The sequence below is a fragment of the Bacillus sp. M6-12 genome (assembly GCF_002860285.1).
Classification (GTDB): Bacteria; Bacillota; Bacilli; order Bacillales; family DSM-1321; genus Peribacillus.
Map to the genome: position 1 here is coordinate 43,945 of NZ_PGVF01000034.1, position 18,642 is coordinate 62,586.

The window sequence follows — 18,642 nt, forward strand, 5'->3', positions numbered from 1 at the left end:
ATGTTATTTTTAGATAGTTTTTTTTGTTTTGAATTTTAGGGGGATCTTTATGAATAAATTATTTCGGAAAAAGTCTATCACTGACTTAGTGGCGGCAAGTCATAAAAAAGAACTTAGCCGTTCAATGGGTCTATGGGACTTAATTTTTCTTGGAGTCGGCTGTGTAATCGGTACAGGTATTTTTGTTGTTACAGGGGTAGTTGCTGCTACAAGCGGCGGTCCTGCAATTACACTCTCCTTTATTATTGCAGGTATCGCCTGTGCCCTTGCAGCTTTTTGTTATGCAGAATTTTCATCAGCAGTTCCTGTCTCAGGAAGTGTGTACACATATAGCTATGCAACCCTTGGTGAACTTGCAGCATTTCTTATTGGATGGGATTTAATGCTGGAATATGTGTTAGCAATATCGGCAGTAGCCACCGGATGGTCTGCCTACTTCCAGTCCTTTATTTCAGGATTCGGCCTCCACGTCACTGCCAGCTTGGCTTCTGCACCTGGAATGGACAAGGGGGGTATGATTGATCTGCCAGCAGTGCTGATCATCTTATTCATAACAGCATTGGTGAGCAGAGGCGTGAAAGAAAGCATTTCCTTTAATAATGTGATGGTGTTCCTTAAGCTGGCGGTAATTCTTGTGTTTATCGCTGCCGGAATTGGCTATGTGCGTCCGGAAAATTGGACTCCATTTGCTCCGTTTGGCTTTGAAGGGATTATCACTAGTGCGGCAACAGTCTTCTTCGCATACATTGGGTTTGACGTAATTGCTACAGCTTCTGAAGAAGTAAAGAATCCAAAAAGAAACATGCCGATTGGAATTGTAACTTCTCTATTAATCTGTACTGTTTTATATATTGCCGTTTCTGGAATTCTCACAGGGATGGTTTCTTATGAAAAATTAAATGTAGCTGATCCTGTTTCGTTCGCTTTAAAAATGGTAGGGCAAGACGGCATGGCAGGGATCATCTCGGTTGGAGCGGTAGCCGGTATAACGACAGTTCTGCTGGCGCTTATATATGCACAAGTCAGACTATCTTTCGCAATGAGCCGTGACGGACTTCTTCCAAAAAAACTTTCTGTGGTACACAAAACGTTTAAAACGCCTTTCTCTAATACGTGGTTAACAGGATTCATTGCAGCCGGTATAGCCGGATTTGTAGATTTGACGACATTAGCCCACCTGGTTAACATGGGAACTCTTGCAGCATTTACTCTTATTTCAATTGCAATTATTGTTCTCCGTAAGAAGTTTCCTGATTTAAAGGCATCCTTCCGTGTACCTTTTGTTCCGGTATTGCCTGCAATCAGCGCATTATTTTGCCTTTATTTAGCATTAAGCCTGCCAGCAATCACCTGGATTTCTTTTGTGATCTGGATTGGTGCCGGTTTAGTAGTTTATTTTGGTTATTCACAAAAACATAGCAACTTAAATTAAATTATGTTACTAAAAATAACCCCATAAATAGTGGGGTTATTTTTAGTAATGAAAGTCTTAATAAACATAATATTATATCAAGATAGTATTAATGTTATAATGTAGATGATTTAATTAAATGCCAAGGGAGGACATCATGGAAAAAGAACAGCTAAAGAAAAATATCGGCTTTTTTGTCGGAACATCTCTGGTAGTTGGTACTGTTATCGGTTCTGGAATTTTCATGAAGCCCGGGATTGTCCTGGAGGCAAGCGGAAACTCCTCAATGGCGCTTTTTGCTTGGCTTCTTGGAGGAATCATTACCCTGGCAAGCGGCTTGACCATTGCTGAAGTCAGTACACGAATTCCAAAAACAGGCGGACTCTATTCTTATCTGGAAGAAGTTTATGGGAAGGTATGGGGCTTTTTATCCGGATGGGTTCAAACCTTGATCTATGGTCCCGCCGTTATGGGAGCACTCGGTTTGTATTTTGGAGTTTTAGTAGCTGGGTTTTTTAATCTTTCAGAATCATATACTGCCATTATTGGAGTTTTAACAGTTGTTTTATTAGGTGGCTTGAATATTTTAGGAACAAGCTATGGCGGTTTAATACAAAATGTTTCTACTGTTGCAAAACTAATACCGATATTTGCAATTGCTATATTTGGGATTACAATGGGGGACATGCCGGTCTTTAATATGGACAGCGGCTCTTCGGCACAGTCAGTTAGCTTGGGGGCAGCCGTTCTCGCTACGCTTTGGGCCTATGATGGCTGGATGAATGTCGGTTTTATGGCTGGTGAAATGAAGAATCCGGCTAAAACTTTGCCGAGAGCAATTATCACCGGTATTATAGTTGTTATGGCTGCTTACCTATCTGTTAATGTGGCCATGATTCATGTACTTCCTGCTGATCAGATTGTTGAATTGGGTCCAAATGCTGCAAGTGAAGCAGCATCTATTCTATTTGGGGATTTTGGGGCAAAATTAATAGCCGTTGGAATCATGATATCTATTTTCGGCTGCCTAAATGGGAAGGTTCTTACTTTTCCAAGGATTTCATATGCTATGGCTGAAGACGGGCTTTTACCGGGAGCAAAAACATTTGCGAAAGTCCATCCTAAATTCAGGACACCAGCAAATGCAACAATTTTGCAGCTTGTAATTGCGATTATCATGATGTTGATCACAGATCCTGATAAACTCACAAATATAGCGGTTTTTTCAGTCTTCTTATTTTACGGTTTAGCCTTTTTCGCTGTATTTATATTGCGTAAAAGGGATCCTGAAGCTAAAACCTATAAGGTTCCTTTATACCCGCTTACCCCGATTGTAGCGATAATTGGAAGTGTGTATATCCTAGTAAATACAATTATTGATAGCCCATTAGATTCTCTGTTCTCATTAGGAATCGCAGCTGCAGGCTTTCCTGTTTATTGGCTGCTTACAAGGAACAAAACTAAATAATATGCCTATTCTTTTGTTAAGTTAAGTTAAGTGCCAGGCACTGTTCCTATACGGACGGTGCGCGGCGCTTGTTTTTTGTTTAGGGAGCTATATAGATAACACATGTAAAAGCTTTGTCAGATTTCTTGTTTTTTGCAGACTGAGGAGAAGGTGATCTCTTTGAATATACAATTAAAAAATATCGTTTCGAAAAGCATTTTAACTCCAGGCAAGGGCCAGCTGGATGATTTTTCTCATTCCTTAAATCCCTATGCAGGCTGTGCTTTCGGGTGCAAGTACTGTTATGTCAGGCAGCTTCCGCCATCACTTTTTCGGGATGAAGAGTGGGGAACGTGGATTGATATTAAAACCAATGCTACCGAGCTTCTGAAAAAGGAACTGGTCAAAGTAAAGAAGAAAGGCCCGGTTACCATATTTATGTCATCTTCTACAGATCCTTATCAGCCAATTGAGTATAAAACAAAACTAACCCGCAGCTTGTTAGAGGTTATGGCCGAGGAGCAGCCTGATTTTCTTCATTTACAAACACGTTCACCCTTAGCAAAACGGGATATTGATTTATTTAAACAATTCGGGAACAAAATCAGAATATCGATGACAATAGAAACAGACAAAGAAGAAGTGAGGAAGGCATTTTCCCCATCAGCCCCGCCGATCCCGGCAAGAATGAAGGCGTTAAAGGAAATAAAAGAAGCTGAAATTATGACACAGGCCACCATTGCACCGCTTCTTCCCTGCTCACGGGAGTTCCCAAAAAAGCTAAAGGATATTTCCCATCGGGTAACCCTGGATGATTTCTGGATGGGTGATGGCAGTGGCGGCAAGCGAACCGATAACTTAGGGATATATGAGGTTTACAAACAGCTAGGGCTGGAAAAGTGGTACAATCCGACAGCTTATAAGGTTGTTTTAAAGATGCTTAAGAATGAGCTCGGTCATTCAGAGCTCTACGTTTCAAAAAATGGATTCAGTCCAGTATAGAAAAAAGGCAAGATGAGCGATAGTGACCACCAAGCGAGCGCGGTAAACCCGTGCTCTTTTTGCATTTGGCGAAATTAATTGGAAAACGGCCAAATTAATTGAGATTTTGGCAAAATAAAATCAAAAACTGCCAAATTAATTGGCACTTAGATGAAATAAATTAGGAATTCCAGTAGAACGTTGGCCATTCCGGATAAATTAGTTGAGGCTGCGGTTATCACAGTACAGAGTGGGCACGGTAAATCCGTGCTCATTTTGCCATTTGGCTAAATAAAATAGAAAACGGCCAAATTAATTGGATTTAGGCCAAAAAAAATTAGGAAGTTTCAGAGTATAGTGAAGGCCAAGATCATCACAATACCGAGGACCTTTTTCGTTCCTGCTAGGAATGAATAAAATACGCCTTAAGTCTTAGCATTTTTTACATTTCACGGACTATGGAAGAAATTTCAATAATCTTGTATCATGTAGGAAACGAGGATTTACACACAATGAAACTTTATTAAGTAAAATTCGTATTTATAAAGAGCACGATTTATGTCAGGAGGAGTCGAATACGATGAACCCGTTTTTAGTATTTGTTATTCGAATGTTCTTTGCCATTCCAACGGCTGCAGTGGTTTGGCTGGTAAGTATGTTCGCCTTGGATCAGACCTTTCTTTTATCGACAGCCTTTTCCCTTGGCGCGGGAGCCATTATATATGGGGCGGTTACAGTGTATCTGAACTCCCGCTTTTTAAAAAAGCACGGCTTAACTAGAAAGGAATATCAATATATTAAGGGAAACTTGGATGAAGCCAGGCAAAAAATTTCCCGGTTGCAAAAAGCGCTTTTCTCAATCAGGCAAATATCATCACTAAAAAAAGGAATTGAGCTGTTAAGGATTGCAAGAAGAATTCATAATTTAGCTAAAAAAGAACCGAAACGGTTTTATAAAGCTGAAAAATTTTTCTTCTCCCATTTGGATTCGGCAGTAGAACTGACTGAGAAATATGTATTTTTATCCGCACAGCCCAAAAAAACTTATGAACTTGAGCAGTCACTAAAGGAGACCCGCTTCACCCTGGAAGAACTTACGCATACTGTTGAAAAGGATCTGTACCAAGTTCTGTCTGATGATATTGATCACCTAAATTTTGAAATAGATTTAGCCAAGCATTCATTAAAGACAATTGAAGAATCACAATTAATTGATGAAAGCAGGAAATATAAATGAGCGAACAGAACACATCTCTTGTAAAAGACACAGGGACATCCAATCTTATGGAAGACCTGCTTGCCAACCCTTTTGGTGAAAGCCGATCGACGCCGCATATGGCAGTAAAGGAAGACAAACCGCTTAAACTCATTGATGTCCTTCCTGAAGAAAACCGGGCAAAGGCCTATCAGCTTGCTGAACAGATCGACCCTAGAAATCATCAGGCGATGGTTACATACGGCACGCCGGCACAGACGAAGCTTTTGTCATTTTCGAATACGATGCTTGAGCATGTTCAAAAAAAGGATATTGGTGAAGTTGGGGAAATCATTAGCGAATTAATGAAGAGATTAAATGATGTGAACCCCGACGGCCTAATGCCTGAACGGCCCTCTTTTTTTTCAAGGATGTTCGGCAAGATATCGGGATCTGTGCAGGAAGTGCTTTCCAAATACCAGAAAACAGGTGCCCAAATTGAACGGATCAGCGTGAAGCTCGAGCGCGGCAAGAATGTCTTATTATCAGATATCGACATGCTCGAAAAGCTCTATGAAAATAATAAAGAATATTTCCATGCACTGAATGTATATATTGCTGCGGGTGAGATTAAACTCGAGGAATTATATAATAAAACGATACCAGAGCTAAAGAAAATTGCTGAAGAGACAAATGACCAAATGAAATTTCAGGAAGTAAACGATATGACTCAGTTTGCTGACCGGTTGGATAAACGGCTGCATGATTTAAAACTAAGCCGGGAAATTACGATTCAAAGTGCCCCGCAGATCCGCCTTATCCAAAACACTAATCAGGCACTAGTGGAGAAGATTCAATCCTCTATTTCTACTGCGATTCCTCTATGGAAAAACCAGGTGGCCATTGCCTTGACTTTGATCAGACAGCGCCATGCCGTAGAAGCGCAAAAGCAGGTATCAAAAACCACAAATGATCTGCTATTGAAGAATGCAGAAATGCTTAAAACCAATACGATCGAAACGGCGAAAGAGAATGAACGCGGCATTGTAGACATTGAAACGCTGAAGAAAACTCAGGAGAGTCTAATCTCCACTCTGGAAGAAACACTTAGGATCCAGGAGGATGGACGGCATAAACGGCGCCAGGCAGAGCATGAACTGGAAGCAATGGAAAGCGATTTAAGACAAAAACTGTTGAGCATTAAAGGATCATAATAAAAACAAGAAAAAGCTGAGTTGAACAAGCGCAGACTGCTCCCTAAATCTTTCGGGAACGGATTTAAATCATGAGATTGAAAAAAGGCAACTGAACCCGGTGAACTGCACCCCGATTCTTAGACATAATCTAACAGTTGGGGTGCAATCCATTAATGGGCGTTGCCTTTTATTAATTCAAGCATCTTTCTGTAATAATTGAAACTCCGGCTTTAGTTCTGAGATTACTTCAATAAAAGGACCAACTAAATTCGGATCGAACTGTGTTCCAGAGCAATGAACGATTTCATCAAGAGCATCAGGTATAGATTTTGCCTTTTGATAAGGGCGATTCGTAGTCATGGCATCAAAACAATCAGCAATTGTTAAAATCCTTGCAGCAAGCGGAATGGATTCACCAGATAATTGATCCGGATAACCCTTCCCATCGTATCTCTCGTGGTGATGTCTTATCATTGGCCGGCAATGATCCAACTCATGTATGGACTGAACCATTTGTTCTCCCCAGATAACATGCATTTTAATTGTTTCCCATTCTTCATTTGTGAGCTTGGAAGTCTTATTTAAAACTTCAGTAGGTACTTCCACTTTTCCTATATCATGTAATAATGCACCATACCGTATATTTTTAACCTCTAATTCGGAGAGGCCCACTTTTTTTGCTAGTTGTTCCGAATACTCCATAATTCTCTCTGTATGTCCGTATGTATAGCGGTCTTTTGAATTAATAATCATTAAGAATGTTTTTAAAGTTTGAATTACATCTTCTTCATGGTCGGAATCAAACTTAAATTTTCCTTTTAATTCATCAATTACAGATGAGTATAGCTGGACGCGATTACGGCTGCTATATTTGGTTTTATATAATGCCTGATCTGCTAGCATTATAAGTTGTTCTCTTGTTGCAGACATTTCAGGGAAGGTGGATATTCCTATGGAAACAGTAACTTTTTTGTTTGGCATGTGTTCTTTACCCTTAAAAGGGAAATCAGATATTGATCTGCGAATTAATTCTGCCACTTCTATCGCTGACTTTGAATCGACGTTTGGTAAAATAATAGCAAATTCTTCTCCGCCATATCTGCAGGCGATCGCATCTGCCGGAATTCTTGCACTCAGTATTCCGGCAACCTCACGAAGCAATTTATCCCCCTCTGGATGGCCGAATGTATCATTATATACCTTGAAGTGGTCAAGATCTATTAGAAGCAAGGCTCCTTTTTCAACATTATTGATGGTCGATTCAAGATTACCTTGAAAATATCGATGATTATAAAGCTTTGTTAGCTCATCTTTTTCACTTAATGAACGAAAATGGTCAAACATTTTATAGTAGCTTCTATAGGAAATGCCAAGTGTCCACATTATCAAACAAAATAACAAAATGCCTAGAATTCCTTCTTCTTTAACTACAGCCGCCATAATGAGGCCTAATGGCATCATTGTAAAATAGATAAGAACTGCTTTCTTATCCAGAAAAATTTTTAGGTACATTACAAGAGATTCCTTCGAACGGATGCAAAGGTAGAGGGAAAGAAACAACACATTAGAAGCAAAAAAGCTGATAGCAAAGGCGATAAATGCAAGACCATTAGCTATGAAGGATTCAACTTCTGTGTTGAAAAAAAGGAAGTAAAAAAAGAATCCAATATAGCCTGAAAGACTATACTGAATGCCATTAAATGAATGAGAAACCCATTTTTTTGGATAAAGTGAGATTAAAAATATAGTCATAATCAGGCTTGTTAAAAAAATAGAAAAAACACCATACAAGATTCCTGCAGTGAATAGCAGCGGAGTGACTAACGAAAGGTTGTCGCTTGATGGAAGAACGATGGGACGTATATCAAATAAGGCAGCAGCACCGGCAAAAATAATAATACTTACCCATGTAGACATACTTAATGGGTGAAAAAGCTGATAAAAGAGCAATAGAAAAATGGAGGCACAAATCAGATGGTATGCTTTTAATTGGATATTATGCTCCATTTACAGCCACTTCCTCAGACTTTTTCTTGTTTTTAACCATTACTTTATACATAAATAAAATGACTCCGATTGAAAGTAAAATATCGCCTATACTTATGATGATTGGACGAGGATATGGAGATTGAAGAAAGATAATATCTCCAAGGATATTCAGATGGGAGTGATCTGATATAGCAATATGCTTCCCATATTCTCCTGCCAGTAAGGCGGGAAAGTCTTCCGGAGAAAGAATTTTTGCTGCTTCTGCATCGACTGGCATCCTGCCCCGATTTGCGAGCATAACAATCAGATTTAAAACTATGCCAATAACCATATAGGTGAAACCGGAGTTCTTATAATTAACCAAACAGAAAAGTAATAGTCCAATATTACTTAGAATGACTGCCGCTAATAAGTGGTCTTTAAAAAAATAAATAGATCCAAACTGGATTAGAAAAGAGACAGTTATTAACCAGGGATGTTTGAGTTTAATATTTACGAACCCCTTGAAACTCCCCCCTAGAAGTAACGAACCAACAATTCCTATGATTATACTGTCAATAAACATGGTAATTCCTCCAAACAGCTCAACATTCCAATGTAGAGCCGAAGATAAAAGCTCCCCGGCTCAGTTTAATACTTCTTTATTAGGAGAATGTAAAAAGGTCTTATCAGTCTTCCTTAAACAGCTTAGTTTTGTCCACTTTAAGACTGTTAAAATTAAAAGTTTAATCTAATTTCCAAGCCAGGACTGGTCTTGAAATGATTTTACTTATCAGTCTAAGAAATTTCATAGTAAAACCTGCCTTTAATAAGATTGGTTAATAACATCAGTCAAGCTTGTAAGCCGATGCAGCAGCTAATACAAACATAGTGGCATAAAATAAAACCATAGTAACTTTAAATTTCATAATAACTTCACCATCCCTCATAAAATAATAAAAGATTCCAGCAGAGAAAGGGTTGAGTTAAAGATAAAAGTCTTATATAGGGTCTTTTATCTCAAAAATTTAACCTTACTTGCAGCTGGCTGGCATTGCATTTTTGCTTTAGCCCCTTTAGCTTTGCGCCTTACCTTTTCAGGTAGTTTGCCCGTTTTATTGGCATGTTCAATAGGAAGAATTTATAAGTGAACCTTTAGTACTACTCCTACTATGAGTATATGGTAAAATAGTCACAAATAAAAGAAAGAAAAATCGTCATATTCCGACTATTGAGATTTTTTTTGAACAAATTTAGCTGTTTTTATAAGATTTACTGTTTACTACTAAAGAAACAATGCGAGAATTGACAAACTATGACAATTATTGTCTTCTATTTGTCGTTCATATACAGGGGAAAAGGACTATGAAATTAAAAGAAGAATGAGTAAGCCAGGAAACGCTTGAACTAGAAAATGTATTGAGTGGTTTGACGACATTGTTTTTGAAAATAAAATGGAATCTAAGTTGTCAAAATTTTAAGCGGAAATGGATGTGTATACTATTGGTATTTGAACACTCAATTTATGAGGAACGGGAAAGACCTTATAAAAAGGCACATATTCTCTTCGGTCTCTCCCAAGGGGGCAGCTTGAAAGCGGCACTTAAGGACTTGAACTTAACCGGGGAAGAAAAAGTGATCTCCTTCCCTGACATTTTCTCGGTCGGACCTATTACGAATATGCATACTGAAGCGGGTCTTAAAGCGAGATATAGCTGGGTAAAGAAAAACTTCCATCATCCTTCAGCCGATTTTCATGAGTTCACCGAAATGTCCGTCCAAGCAGTTCGCCAGATCGAGTCACTGCCAGATAGAATTCCAATTACCATTTGGTACGCAAGCAATGCTCACGAACAAATAGGCCTCAGATATGTCATGCATTTATTGCGTGAGAAAACAAACGAGGTCTTTGTTATCAACACTAAGAATACCTTTGAGGAATATTTCAATAGCCCTGACCTTCATTATAGTGTTTTGCATTCTGGGGAGATATCTCCTGAAAAGTTAACAATTATTTATAAAAGAAACGCATTTAAACATCGTTTGTCAATGCAGGATAGACTGCGGCTGAACAAGGAATGGCTGTATCTGGCTTCCACAACAGAGTTATTACGAATTTGGCGGGCTGGGGAAATATCAAGTGTCCCCGAGAATTATTTTGACAGCTTCATAGTTGAAAGAGCAAAATATCTCCACAGTAAACGTGGGCCAAAAGATTTTATGAAATCAGCCAGATTAATTGGCGAGGTTTTAGGCCATCTTGATCAATATGTCGGTGATGAATTTTTAGAATACAGGCTTAAATCCCTCATTGACCAAAGAGTTTTTGAGTTTGAGGGCAGTTTGAAGTCTATGAGGCATTATAGTGTTAGGCTTACTTAAATTACGTAACGAATATTTGACGACTCGCATGCTCTTACATATAATAAAATTATAAATCTTAATATCCATCTTCCTTTAAGGGGAGTAGCTATACAGCAAAGCCGTCAGCACAGGAACTAATCCTCGGCTTTGTTGGGCAACAAATGTTGCTTGCGAGACCTTACCGATTATTTGGTGAGGTCTTTTTATTTTTAAGGCGTTATAACCAAATATCGGTTATAACGCCTTTTTCACACAACATTATCTGAAATTAATACCAGTAGACGCAAAGGAGGTTCATTTCGTTGAAGAATTATCGGGAACTTGCCAGCAGTGTGATCATTGACAGCAGTAAAAACAAATTAATGGGTTATGATGAATCGCTTGAATTAGCAGGAGAAGGAAGAAGTGCTTTTGTCTTTAGAATTAAGGAAACAGATAAAGCGATTAAGGTATTTTTCCCGCAATTTTTTCATATTGCTAAAGAGGAATCAGAAATTTACAAAATGCTTAAAGGAAACCCTTATTATCCAGAATTGTTTGAGTCAGGATCGAATTATTTGGTTATAGATTATATCCAGGGACTAACCCTTTTTCAATGTATTACAAGGGGGATTCCGATAACCTCGGAACAAATAACCGAAATTGATGCAGCCCTGAATTCAGCAAGGAAAAAAGACTTGAATCCATCTGACATACACTTGCGGAACATCTTAATCACTGCAGACAACAAAATAAAGCTTATTGATGTGGCACGATTTAGGCAAGCAAAGAATTGCAGCCAATGGAGTGATCTGAAAGTGGCTTTTCACAAGTTTTATTCAAAGCCTTACTTTCCCAAACGTATTCCTGAATATTTACTCAATGCGGTTGCGGCTCTTTATAAGAAAAATCTTATTCCCGGTATGCATTTAAAGGAAAAGATAATTAATTAAAGGGTATGCTGAAAGCGTTATCCACTATGTTTCTGCAATGTATAATTTCATCTTGGAGGGAAAATAAATGAAAAAACTCATTACTATGATAAGTATTACAGCTTTGGCCATATTGAGCGGCTGCTCCATCTTAGGTGAAGTAAATAATACTCTTGAATATGCAAATACGGCCACGGGATACATCGGTACAGCCCAAAGATTTGCAGAGGAGATTCCGGGGCTTGCTGAGAAAGCAGTAACCAGTACGGAAGCAGCACAGAACCTTGAAAATGAACTTCAGGCAATGAAACAAGAAATAGCAGCTTTTAATAAAACAGATGCTCCTGCCATAGCAAAAGATATTCATAACCAAATCGTGGGTGCAAATAAGAAACTGGAGGCGGGAATAGATTCATACTTGGAAAATGTTGAAAACGGAAAACTCGATCCTGCCTTTCTTGAGGATTCTCAAATCCTCAAGACGATTAGCGAACTGAATACTTTAGTAAACCAAATCGAAAGTCTTGGAAACTAGAATGGGAAGCTTGCTGAAGGCAACAGCAAGCTTTTTTATTGTTTACCAGGAAATTATAAAATTCTCGAGGTTTGAACTAGCTACAGCGCCGAGCCCCAACAGCCATAAATATTAATTGAGAAATTTACGTTTATCAGCAGAACAGGAGTTTAGCCTGAATGTTATAGAGGAATAAAGTGGAAGGATGCTGTTTTTTAATCAAGCAAAGGAGTCCGGCCTCCATAATGCCGAAGCAGCGATAATAAACTTTCAAACCGAATCAATAAAATTAAAGAAACTTATGCAAAATGATAATATATTAGAAAACTTCTAAGAAAAATGTGGTGAAATGATGTATCTTTCAGTAAAAGAAACAGCCGAGTTCCTATCGATGCCCGAAACGGGCGTACTGAGCCTAATACAGCAAAAACGAATTCGCGCTGTTCATGATGGAGTTCAATATCTGATCAATAAAGAACAATTCAATAATCATATTGAACAAATGGAAAAGTACAAAAAATTATTTGAAGAATGGAAGAACGAGCCGCTGCCTGAAGATATAGACGTAAAGGACGAGGATTGAGGACGAGGAATTCATTTGTTTCGAGCCAATATTAGGGGGGATTTCAAAAATAATGAATTCCCTTCAGCCATTTTTTTCATAACATACCAAAACAAGGGGCTGCTGTATTTTCAAAGAAATGCAGTATAGTCCAGCAATAAATCCTGATTTCCACTATTTCACTAGTGTATAAATGAACTTTTTGTGACATCTAGTTTTAACAATTGATTCTTATTCCGGAACTTCATATGATAGAGGAGAAGGACTTGTGAAGTGTTTAACATTTTCCAGTTAACTCTAAGTTTGTGAAATATTTAACATTTATTTTTTATATTTTAGAAAGGGGTACTCTATGAAGATTAAATGGGTTTTTCTGTCGATAATTTTAACAATTGCCACAGTGCTAACAGGTTGTGAACCTCTATTGGTTCTAGATCCTAAAGGACCTCAAGCGCAAACCCAAGCTGATGACATCATGTTATCTATTTGGATTATGTCAGGTATTGTCGTTGTGGTTTTTGCAATTTTGGCTTTTATGTTAATAAAATACCGCGCATCTAAACAAATTAAAGATTATGAACCGCCACATATTGAAGGAAGTTTCATTGTTGAAGCCCTTTGTATTGGAATTCCAGTAATTATCGTTATTTTCCTATCCATTATGTCCGTTAAATCCAACTATGAAGTTGAGGCAACACCAAAAGGTTATGAAGATAAAAAACCATTAGTTGTTTATGCTTCATCATCTGATTGGAAATGGCATTTTAGTTATCCGGAAGAAAATATCGAAACTGTAAACTATTTGTACATTCCAACTGACCGGGCGCTTGAATTCAAACTTTATTCTTACGGACCAATCACAAGTTTCTGGATTCCGCAGCTTGGCGGACAAAAATATGCAATGAGTGACATGGTTACCACGTTGCACTTAGCGGCTGACGCTCCAGGAGAATACATGGGCCGAAATGCCAATTTCAGCGGAAAAGGCACCGCCGAAAATGTGTTTGACGTTACAGCAATGCCGCAAGCTGAATTTGACGAATGGGTTGATGAAGTGAAAGCTACTGCAAAACCATTGTCTGAAGAAAAATTTAATGAGCTATTAGAACCAGGTCATCTTGGAAAGTCTACTTACACTGGAACTCATCTAGATTTCAGCCCGCCTCCATCATCGGAAAATGGCGGACATGATCATGGACCAAGCAACTCTGATTCAGAAGATAAAGAACATGCTGACCATGATTCCGAGAAGCATTCAGAACACGAAAATCATTCAGAACACGAAAACCATACAGAACACGAAAACCATACAGAACACGAAAACCATTAATATTTTACTAGTTTGATAAGCAGCTAGTTTCTCTTTTGAAGAAATAATATAATTCCTGAAAGGAGTAACAAACGCATGGAGTTTTTTGAACGATTTGCGGTTCCCCATCCCAGTCCTGCGATATACGCATCTATGGTTGCTATAGGCCTAACGGGTCTAGCCGTTCTTGCTGGATTAACCTATTTTAAAAAATGGGGCTATTTATGGCGTGAGTGGCTGACAACAGTCGACCACAAACGTATCGGTATAATGTATCTAATATCTGCTTTGCTTATGTTATTCCGCGGTGGAGTCGACGCGATTATGCTTCGCGCACAGCTTGCCACTCCTGATGCAAAGCTGCTCGATGCTCAGCACTATAATGAAATTTTCACAACACATGGGGTCGTTATGATCCTGTTTATGGCAATGCCATTCATCATGGCCTTAATGAACTTTGTTGTTCCATTACAAATTGGAGCTCGTGATGTAGCATTCCCGCGTTTAAACGCATTAAGCTTCTGGCTGTTCTTTATGGGAGCGATGCTATTCAACATCTCTTTCGTAGTCGGTGGTTCTCCTGATGCAGGCTGGACTTCTTACTTCCCGCTTGCAGGAAACGACTTCAGTGAATCAGTGGGAACAAATTATTATATGATTGCTATTCAGATAGCAGGTATTGGTACATTGATGACCGGTATCAACTTTATGACTACTATTCTTAAAATGAGAGCACCAGGCATGACATTGATGAAAATGCCAATGTTCACATGGTCTTCACTTGTTGCAAACCTTATCATCGTATTTGCATTCCCTGTACTGACAGTGGCGCTTGCAATGGGTACCATGGACCGTCTCTTTGGAACAAATTTCTTTACAACAGATAACGGTGGTATGGATATGCTTTGGGCTAACCTGTTCTGGGTTTGGGGACATCCTGAGGTTTATATCTTGATCTTGCCTTCATTTGGTATTTACAGTGAGATTATCTCAACATTTGCTCGCCGTAACCTGTATGGATATAAGTCAATGGTATATTCTATGGTTGTTATTGCAGCATACTCCTTCTTGGTATGGGCTCACCACTTCTTCACAATGGGCCAGGGAGCATTAACCAATAGTATCTTCTCGATTACTACAATGGCTATTGCCGTACCGACAGGGGTTAAAATTTTCAACTGGCTGTTCACACTTTATAAAGGAAAAATTGAATTTACTACTCCAATGCTATATGCAATCCTATTCATTCCGCTTTTCACATTGGGTGGAGTTACCGGGGTTATGCTTGCGATGTCAGCGGCCGACTATCAGTACCATAATACAATGTTCTTAGTCGCTCACTTCCATAACGTAATTATACCGGGTGTAGTATTTGCTATGCTTGCTGGTCTCACTTACTATTGGCCAAAAATGTTCGGCTTCATGCTGAATGAGAAAATCGGTAAATGGACAGCTTGGCTGCTATCAATTGGTTTCCTTTTAGCATTTATGCCGATGTATATTACAGGTTTGGATGGCCAGGCACGACGCATGTACACATATTCCGAATCAACTGGATTTGGTCCATGGAATATGGTGTCATTTATCGGAGCCGCAATTATGGCAATCGGATTTGTATTAATTGTATATAACGTGTACTATAGCACTCGTTACGCTTCAAGAGACATCGGGTCAGATCCATGGGATGCCCGTACTCTTGAGTGGGCAACTCATACTCCGGTACCGGAATATAACTTTGCCAAAGTTCCGCAAATAGATTCTATTGAAACTTTCTGGGATTCTAAAAAGAAAGGCCATGTCCTTTTCGCCAAAGGGAAAAACGAAAAGATTCACATGCCAAATAACAGCGGAATGCCGTTTATTATTGGCTGCATTTTCTTTGCGTGGGGCTTCTCATTTGTATTTGGACTTTGGGTTCCTTTGATTATCACAACTATAGGTATTTTTGTTACTATGGCTCTTCGTTCATTTGAGAAAGACCATGGGCACTATATTTCCGTTGAAGAAATAGAAGAGACTGAAACAAAATTGCGAGGTGCTAAATAATGAAAATAGATAACTCGCTTCCACTTGAATATAGTACTGAAGAAAATCGCTTAAAAGTCTTAGGTTTCTGGATTTTCCTTGGGGCCGAAATCATGCTTTTCGGAACGCTTTTTGCTTCATATTTCACATTGGTGGATCGTACAGGCAGCGGTCCGGATGGAGCGGAGCTGTTTGAAATCGCTCCGGTTCTCATTGAAACTTTCTTGCTATTGGCAAGTAGTTTCACCATCGGGCTTGGTGTTCATGCCATGCGCCTCGGCAGACAAAAAGCGATGATGGCATTCTTTGGCATCACGCTTCTTCTAGGACTTGGCTTCTTGAGCGTTGAAATATATGATTTCGTTATGTATGTTCATGAAGGTGCGACAATTCAGACCAGTGCTTTCACATCGATCCTATTCACAACCTTAGGAACACATGGAGCACACGTTACACTTGGCTTTTTCTGGGGCTTATTTATTATCCTGCAGGTCAGAAAGCGCGGGCTTACTCCTGAAACAGCTAATAAATCATTCATTTTCTCACTTTACTGGCACTTCCTTGACGTAGTTTGGATCTTTATCTTTAGCTTCATCTACCTGAAAGGAATGATGTAAAAATGAAAGAACTATTTCCGGTAAAACAAGTAATTGGATTTGTTTTTTCCTTAATCCTGACTGCAGTTGCTCTAGCGGTATACTTTATGGACATGTCATTTACTGTGGGCATGACGATCCTGCTTGTAACAGCTTTTATTCAGGCAGGCCTTCAGCTGGTTGTATTTATGCATGCCGGTGAAACGGAGGATAAAGCTGCAATTTATACGAACATATACTACGGAGTGGCCATGGCATTAATTACCATACTGGGTACATTGCTATGTATGATCTGGGGTTATATTTGATTCAAATACAAAAGGAGTGCCGCATTGGCACTCCTTTTTTTAGGTGCCCCGCCATGGGTGCAATCTATAGAGTGAGAGTCCCGGGCCATGAAGGCAGTAGTAGTGGTTAGCTTAATGTTAGGGTGTCTGTTGTGACGCGGAATCTGAAGGAAGGAAGCGGCAAACCTCCGGTCCGAGGAACACGAACTACATATAAGGCTAGATATCATTGGATAAGTCTGCTAAACAAGGCAAAGTCCATATTGCCGAATGTGGTATAGAGTAAATGTAGCGGATAGATGGAGGGAAAGATTGCACTCTTACCTGGGGAGGTCTGGCTGAAACGCCAACTCCAGTTGGTAACCTGTCCAGTAATGGACAGTTGAACAGCCTGAAGTCAGCCCACAGCCCAATCTTAAACAAAACCCTCGACAACTCCTATTGGAGTCATCGAGTGTCCAAAGTGTATTTACTAGATATTCCAATCTACGTCAGACTTAATTGAACCGCCATATACCGAATGGTATGTATGGTGGTGTGAGAGGTCGGGGGTTAGTCGGCCCCTCCTATTCGATCTCAGTAAGTTTTCTTACATTTAACATTGAATTATATCGTTTCTCCAAAATCTCTTCCGTTACTACAAAGAATGACCCCATGACAAAGATGAATACTGCGCCGACTACCGTCCCAATTCCAATTCCTGTCACTGCGCTGTAATCGCTTACAAAGAAACCGTATAAAAAAATGGCTATTCCCAATGAAAACACAGTACCGCCTACATATTTAGTAGCATTTAACATTTTCACTTTAGATTCCATTTTCATCATCCTCCTTATATATATTATTCCTCTAGTTCACAAATTTGTCAAACTTTTTCACTTTTGGTAGCACATTTATCTTGACAACAAGCTGATTCTTAGATAAATCCTTTCTTGCAGATCAATGCGGGAAAAACTCTTGTTTTAGTTGAACTATTAGGAAGCCCGTCGATAATACTTGGTTCAGTTTCAGAATCTGAATCCGCTTTGTATTATCCTGTCCGCGATCTCTGCCATTAACCAATACATAATTATTAACATTCTGTTTTAATGAGGGTAAGCATGCTTTGGAATCCATTCTTCCCGCATCCTATGGGAGGTGACATCTTATTTTGGTGGGTTTGCAGGGTTCACTTCTGCGTTTTTTAATTGGTAAAAAAAACCTATTCAGGGCGGAGGAGATTTACATTCCTTATCCGCATCCTCTTATGGGATCCAGGGGTTATCTGTAAGCAGGAATACGCAAGTACTGAACAAATTCTTGGTTGACACTATAAGGGGAAGGGTCATCAGGGAGATTTAAGACCATCGCAATAACTTTTGCTTTTTATGCAAAAATAAAATAGTGCAAACTAATATACCGTAGTATGTAGGTAAATTATCTTTGATTAATTTTGCACTTAAAACAGTTGTGCTTTGAAGAATTCTTTAGTTTGAAGGGCGGGCTGATAACATTATTACTTCATTAAAGGAAGTTAGCCTGTTTTTTGTTGAAATTAACTATTGACGATTTTATCAGATCAGTGTAATATTAATCAGGTCGCTGTGATGAGCAGTAATTATGTAAAAAAAATGTTATTTCGCAGAAGTTTACAACCGTTTTGGAATGTGGTAAGATAGATCTTGTCGCTGAGAAGTAACGTCGGCTTATAAAAACGAAAGATAATAAAATTATTTTTCGTAGAAGTTGACAACTAAAAATCGGTGTGGTAAGATAGTGAATGTCGCTGATGAAACAGTGATGAGAAATTGCTCTTTGAAAACTGAACAAAACAAAGCGCCAACGTTTTAAGTAATAGTGAGCACACACTAAAAAAGCACATGAGCAAGTCAAATTC

The 18,642-nt window shown here is 39.0% G+C and carries 16 protein-coding genes and 1 riboswitch; of the genes, 13 read left to right on the plus strand and 3 right to left on the minus strand.

The features are described 5' to 3' along the window. Positions 1–49: 49 nt before the first annotated feature. The 5 genes from CVD28_RS26610 to CVD28_RS26630 all read left to right on the plus strand — a co-directional run bounded on the left by CVD28_RS26610 (position 50) and on the right by CVD28_RS26630 (position 6,248). A complete protein-coding gene (locus tag CVD28_RS26610) occupies positions 50–1,432 on the plus strand; it encodes an amino acid permease (RefSeq protein ID WP_101597680.1) in 1,383 nt (460 codons plus the stop codon). A 136-nt stretch (positions 1,433–1,568) separates the two neighbouring features. Beyond that, complete coding sequence (locus tag CVD28_RS26615; RefSeq protein ID WP_101597681.1) at positions 1,569–2,879, plus strand: APC family permease; 1,311 nt, start codon at positions 1,569–1,571, stop codon at positions 2,877–2,879. 159 nt (positions 2,880–3,038) lie between these two features. Further along, positions 3,039–3,860 (plus strand): SPL family radical SAM protein, encoded by an 822-nt coding sequence (locus tag CVD28_RS26620; RefSeq protein ID WP_101597682.1) that lies wholly within the window; start codon positions 3,039–3,041, stop codon positions 3,858–3,860. 559 nt (positions 3,861–4,419) lie between these two features. Further along, entirely contained in the window at positions 4,420–5,076 is a 657-nt protein-coding gene (locus tag CVD28_RS26625; protein ID WP_101597683.1) for a 5-bromo-4-chloroindolyl phosphate hydrolysis family protein, read from the plus strand. Next, positions 5,073–6,248, plus strand: coding sequence for a toxic anion resistance protein (locus CVD28_RS26630; protein ID WP_101597684.1), 1,176 nt, complete (start codon positions 5,073–5,075; stop codon positions 6,246–6,248). The genes CVD28_RS26625 and CVD28_RS26630 overlap by 4 nt, the downstream gene beginning before the upstream one ends. A gap of 177 nt (positions 6,249–6,425) precedes the next feature. Here CVD28_RS26630 and CVD28_RS26635 read toward each other — a convergent pair whose 3' ends face one another. Further along, positions 6,426–8,237: a bifunctional diguanylate cyclase/phosphohydrolase gene (locus CVD28_RS26635; protein WP_101597685.1), complete on the minus strand. Its 1,812-nt coding sequence runs from the start codon at positions 8,235–8,237 to the stop codon at positions 6,426–6,428. Then, on the minus strand, positions 8,227–8,784 hold the full coding sequence (locus CVD28_RS26640; RefSeq protein WP_101597686.1) for a DUF5317 domain-containing protein: 558 nt from the start codon (positions 8,782–8,784) through the stop codon (positions 8,227–8,229). Before CVD28_RS26640 ends, CVD28_RS26635 begins: the two co-directional genes overlap by 11 nt. Before the next feature lie 450 nt (positions 8,785–9,234). Further along, positions 9,235–9,319: riboswitch (cyclic di-GMP riboswitch) on the minus strand. 382 nt (positions 9,320–9,701) lie between these two features. Between CVD28_RS26640 and CVD28_RS26645 the strand changes: the two genes are divergently transcribed. The 8 genes from CVD28_RS26645 (at position 9,702) to qoxD (ending at position 16,787) form a co-directional block, all read left to right on the plus strand. Further along, complete coding sequence (locus CVD28_RS26645) at positions 9,702–10,580, plus strand: DUF1835 domain-containing protein (protein ID WP_180954326.1); 879 nt, start codon at positions 9,702–9,704, stop codon at positions 10,578–10,580. 284 nt (positions 10,581–10,864) lie between these two features. Beyond that, a complete protein-coding gene (locus CVD28_RS26650; protein WP_101597688.1) occupies positions 10,865–11,494 on the plus strand; it encodes a serine/threonine protein kinase in 630 nt (209 codons plus the stop codon). Positions 11,495–11,561: 67 nt separating this feature from the next. Continuing rightward, entirely contained in the window at positions 11,562–12,008 is a 447-nt protein-coding gene (locus tag CVD28_RS26655; RefSeq protein WP_101597689.1) for a DUF6376 family protein, read from the plus strand. A gap of 331 nt (positions 12,009–12,339) precedes the next feature. Continuing rightward, positions 12,340–12,570 carry an excisionase family DNA-binding protein gene (locus CVD28_RS26660; protein ID WP_101597690.1) on the plus strand — a complete coding sequence of 77 codons (231 nt, stop codon included), beginning with the start codon at positions 12,340–12,342 and terminating at the stop codon, positions 12,568–12,570. A gap of 331 nt (positions 12,571–12,901) precedes the next feature. Then, on the plus strand, positions 12,902–13,879 hold the full coding sequence (gene qoxA, locus CVD28_RS26665; protein WP_101597691.1) for a cytochrome aa3 quinol oxidase subunit II: 978 nt from the start codon (positions 12,902–12,904) through the stop codon (positions 13,877–13,879). 75 nt (positions 13,880–13,954) lie between these two features. After that, positions 13,955–15,904 (plus strand): cytochrome aa3 quinol oxidase subunit I, encoded by a 1,950-nt coding sequence (gene qoxB / locus CVD28_RS26670; RefSeq protein WP_101597692.1) that lies wholly within the window; start codon positions 13,955–13,957, stop codon positions 15,902–15,904. Further along, complete coding sequence (gene qoxC / locus CVD28_RS26675; protein ID WP_101597693.1) at positions 15,904–16,500, plus strand: cytochrome aa3 quinol oxidase subunit III; 597 nt, start codon at positions 15,904–15,906, stop codon at positions 16,498–16,500. Before qoxB ends, qoxC begins: the two co-directional genes overlap by 1 nt. A gap of 2 nt (positions 16,501–16,502) precedes the next feature. Beyond that, entirely contained in the window at positions 16,503–16,787 is a 285-nt protein-coding gene (gene qoxD, locus CVD28_RS26680) for a cytochrome aa3 quinol oxidase subunit IV (protein ID WP_101597694.1), read from the plus strand. A 545-nt stretch (positions 16,788–17,332) separates the two neighbouring features. On the opposite strand, the gene CVD28_RS26685 is transcribed toward qoxD, so the two are convergent. Beyond that, positions 17,333–17,584 carry a hypothetical protein gene (locus CVD28_RS26685; RefSeq protein ID WP_101597695.1) on the minus strand — a complete coding sequence of 84 codons (252 nt, stop codon included), beginning with the start codon at positions 17,582–17,584 and terminating at the stop codon, positions 17,333–17,335. Positions 17,585–18,642: the final 1,058 nt, after the last annotated feature.